General features: G+C 60.4%; 4 protein-coding genes. 1 reads left to right on the forward strand and 3 read right to left on the reverse strand.

Annotated elements, in window-relative coordinates:
- On the forward strand, window positions 1–578 hold a 578-nt coding region (locus HMPREF0372_RS20765), incomplete at its 5' end, for a Na+/H+ antiporter NhaC family protein (RefSeq protein ID WP_007493392.1).
- A gap of 59 nt (window positions 579–637) precedes the next feature.
- On the opposite strand, the gene HMPREF0372_RS13255 is transcribed toward HMPREF0372_RS20765, so the two are convergent.
- From HMPREF0372_RS13255 to HMPREF0372_RS18780, 3 genes are all read right to left on the reverse strand, one after another.
- Window positions 638–1,777, reverse strand: a complete 1,140-nt coding sequence (locus HMPREF0372_RS13255) for a DHHW family protein (protein ID WP_007493393.1) — start codon at window positions 1,775–1,777, stop codon at window positions 638–640.
- 15 nt (window positions 1,778–1,792) lie between these two features.
- Window positions 1,793–3,193, reverse strand: coding sequence for an MBOAT family O-acyltransferase (locus HMPREF0372_RS13260; protein WP_007493394.1), 1,401 nt, complete (start codon window positions 3,191–3,193; stop codon window positions 1,793–1,795).
- 81 nt (window positions 3,194–3,274) lie between these two features.
- Window positions 3,275–3,985 carry a DUF4358 domain-containing protein gene (locus HMPREF0372_RS18780; RefSeq protein ID WP_050810499.1) on the reverse strand — a complete coding sequence of 237 codons (711 nt, stop codon included), beginning with the start codon at window positions 3,983–3,985 and terminating at the stop codon, window positions 3,275–3,277.
- Between the last annotated feature and the right edge of the window lie 112 nt (window positions 3,986–4,097).

Genomic DNA, 4,097 nt, shown 5'->3' on the forward strand with positions numbered 1-4,097 from the left:
TGCCCGCCATCCTGATCCTGTGCCTGGCCTGGACCATCGGCGATGTGACCAAGGCCCTCGGCGCCCCCGAGTTTGTGGCGGACCTGGTGTCCAAGTTCGGCCCCGGCCTGAAGAACTTCCTGCCCGCCGTGGTGTTCCTGATCGCCGCGTTCCTGGGTTTCGCCACCGGCACCTCCTGGGGCACCTTCACCATCCTGCTGCCCATCGTCATCCCAGTGTTCTCCGGCGGCATTCCCGCTGCCGATCTGACCTCGGAACTGATCAACGGCAACGATATGCTGATGATCGCCATCGCGGCCACCCTGGGCGGCGCGGTTATGGGCGACCACTGCTCTCCCATCTCCGACACCACGATCATGGCGTCCTCCGGCGCCCAATGCTACCACCTCAACCACGTGGCGACTCAACTGCCCTACGCCATGACGGTGGCCGCCGTGTGCTTCGCCAACTACATTCTGGCATCCTTTATTCAGAATGTGGTTATCAATCTGGCCATTGCCATTGTGTGTATGGTAGTAGTCCTGCTGGTGATCGGCAAGCTGAACCACTCCATGAACCGCCACTCCCAGCGCGACTGAAATCCGCAGAGCTGATCAAAAATCCCCCGCTCCTTAGAGAGCGGGGGATTTTTTGCGGCTTATTTCGCAATCCAGAGCAGGTTGCTGTCGGTGACGAAGTTGGGCACGCTGTAGAGCACCAGAGCCTGGTCGATGCCGTTCTGGGCGATATAGTCGGCGATGGAGAGCTTGTAGTAGCGCAGATCCAGCAGGTGGATCTCAGAGAAGTGGGGGGTGAGGAAGGGCACCAGGGAGTCGGCGTAGGAGTCCCGGATTATCAGCAGCCTGGGGCCGTCGGGATTGTTGGCGTTCTTTACGACGCCCAAAGGCTGGTTGCCGCCCAGGAACATGGAGTACTTGTCCTTGACGGAGAGGAAGGAGGTGTCGTAGAGCTGCCGGGGTTCCTCCACCGGGTTGCCCTTGTTGTCGTAGGTGTGACTCGCCACGGTGATGCCGTCGTCGGGCACGTAGGTAGAGATGGTGTCCGGGCGCACCCACCGCACGCCGGAGGAGGAGAACACGGTGCCGTAGAACTCGGTGGAGCGGACGGTCTCGGTGTAGTCGTTCAGGGGTACGGGGGTGTAGCCCAGGGCGGTGGCCAGTCCGGTATAGCCGTAGTAAGCCCCCAGGCTGGTCCAGTGGTGGTCGGTGCGGTAGAAGATGTCCTCGCCCTTGTGCTCCCACAGGGGGGTGTAGAGGTCGGCCCAGGACGCACCGGGCACGGCAGCCTTGGCCTGCTCCAGAATGGCGGTCTGGCTGGCGTTGGGGGCTCCGGCGGGCAGCCGGTCGGCCCAGATGCAGGCTTGGGTGGGGATCAGGGAGAAGGTCACAGGGATATCCACATTTTCCACAAAGTTGTTCACATAATTCAGATTATTCGTCACCTTTTCCCCGTCTGGCTCGTCGAAGCGGGAGATCAGGGTGTCACCGGCGGCAAAATAGACATTGTTGTTCTCTTTCTTGCCCAGGACACGCTCGGTGGTGGACTTGAGGGCGATCCAGCCGTCCCGCCCCACAAACTGATCGGTGGTGTAGGTTTCGAAGTCCTTCATAAACTGCCCGTTCAGCAGGGTTTTGACACTGGGGACGGGGAGCTGCTCCAGGTTGCGGTTCTCCATCTGGGAGAAGGTGCGGTCGGGCGAGACGGCATTGGCCACCAGGAACACCCCGAGAAAGGCGCAGAACAGGGCGGAGAGGAAGATGCAGTATTTCTTTGTCATGGCTTGCCTCCTGAGTCAGAATCGGAAGTAGAGGAAGGGGTTGTAGGTGGCGTCCACCAGGTAGGCGGTGGAGAAGACCAGCCCTGCCAGCAGCAGAATGGGGAGGAGCGCCAGCCTGGGCTTTTCGGGCAGGCGCTTCCACAGCTTGGCGGCCAGCGGGGTGGAGGCCACAGCGGCGATGATAAGCATGGGGAGAAAAGAGAAAAAATAATACGATACGTTGTCGTTTGTCAGGCCGCCGCCCAGGCCGAACATGGCCTTGAGGTAGGCTCCCATATGGCCGAAGTCCTCCACGGCGAAGATGGCCCAGCTCACCAGTACCAGAAACAGGGTGTATAGGTGCTGGAGGGCGGCGGGAAGCTTCTGGAGGAGCTTGCCCAGGAAAGCCTTTTCCAAAATCAGCAGGACGGCGAAGTAGAGTCCCCAGATGAGGAAGTTCCAGCTCGCCCCGTGCCAGATGCCGGTGGCCGCCCACACCACCAGAAGGTTGAAAAACAGCCGGGGCTTGCTCACCCGGTTGCCCCCCAGGGGGATATAGAGGTACTCCCGGAACCAGGTGCCGAGGGAGATGTGCCACCGCCGCCAGAACTCGGTGACCGACTTGGCGATATAGGGGTAGTTGAAGTTGCGCATGAACTCGAAGCCCAGCATCCGGCCCAGGCCCACAGCCATGTCGGAGTAGCCGGAGAAGTCGAAGTAGAGCTGGAAAGCGAAAGCGGCCACGCCCAGCCATGCCCCAGCAGTGGTGAGCTCCCCGGCGGGGAGGGCCAGAATGGTATCCCACAGCTTGCCGATGTTGTTGGCCAGCAGGACCTTTTTCGCCAGGCCCACCACGAAGATCTGCACGCCGGAGGCAAACTGCTCGGGGGAGTGGGTGCGGTGGTCGATCTGATCGCCCAGATCTTTGTATTTGATGATGGGACCGGCGATGAGCTGGGGGAAGAGTGTGACGAAGGTGCCGAAGTTGACGAGGCTGCGCTGCACCTTGGCGTCGTCCCGGTACACGTCGATGGTGTAGCTCATGGTCTGGAAGGTGTAGAAGGAGATGCCGATGGGCAGGCTCAGGCCCAGCTTCGGCATGAAGGAAAAACCGATGGCTTGGAGGCTGCCGGCAACGAAGTCCCAGTACTTGAAAAAGAACAGCAGAGCCAGATTGAAGATGACCGACGAGGCCACCGCCCACCGGGCCCCCCGGTCGTTGCCCCTGCGCTTGTACTTCTCCACCAGCATTCCGTGGGTGTAGTCGATGCCGATGGAGAGGAACATGATAAGAATATAGACCGGCTCTCCCCAGGCGTAGAACACCAGGTTGACCAGCAACAGCAACAGGTTCCGCCATTTCAAAGGCGTAATATAGTACAGAAATAATACAATGGGGAGATATAAAAACAGGAAATACAGGCTGGAAAAGACCAACGAACCACCAACTCTCTTGTGAACTTCAGAAAAAGCCCGGCAGGTTGCCCTGCCGGGCGCCCTTATTATACCCGCAAAAAATTACTTTGTATAGGTGTTAAATGCGGTTACCGCCTCGTCGGCGTACTCACTGACGGCGAAGAGGATGTAGTTGCCGTTGGTCACCAGCTTATAGTTCTGTACCAGCTCCAACTGCTCAGGCAGGTACTGGGACCACTGGGCCTCCAGATCATCCTGCCGTTTCTCCAAGGCGGCCTTCACGGTATCCATCTTGCCGTCCTTCACCTTGGCGATAAAGAACTCGGTGGCCTGCACATTGACCATGGGCATCTTGCAGAGATAGCTGTCCAAATCAGCGGGATCAATGCCGTACAAGGCGGTCAGAGTGGCATCGTCCAGGTCGGTTAGGGAGGGAATGTCCAGCTTGGAGATGTCATTCCAGGTGGACTGCACCGCGTCCACCTGGGGCTCCGGCTCCACCGGCTCAGGGGTAGGCGTGGAAGTCGGCTTCTGCGTTGGCTTGGGGGTGGCGGCCGGGGCGGAGGGTTTGGCGCTGGGTGCGGCGGAGGGAGCCTGGGAGGGAGTCTCCTCCGCGGGGGGCGTGGTCTCGGGGAGGGCCGCCGGGCTGTCGGTGGGCAGGACGGGGGACGGGGACGCCTCCGGGGAGGCGGAGGGGGACTCCACCACGGGGGCCGAGCTCTCCGGGGCGGGCTCCTTGCTGCTGCCGCAGCCGGCCAGCAGGCTCAGGGACAGCGTCCCGGCCAGGGCCAGGGCGAGAAAACGTCGGTTCATATGGGTACGCTCCTTTATTTGTTTTGTGGTACTCGCTCTCTTGGACGGCAGAGGGAGGAAAAAAGTTCCCCAGATTCGTAAAAAAAGAGGGCCGGCCTCTCCAAGGGAGAGG

Source organism: Flavonifractor plautii ATCC 29863 (genome assembly GCF_000239295.1).
Lineage (GTDB): Bacteria > Bacillota > Clostridia > Oscillospirales > Oscillospiraceae > Flavonifractor > Flavonifractor plautii.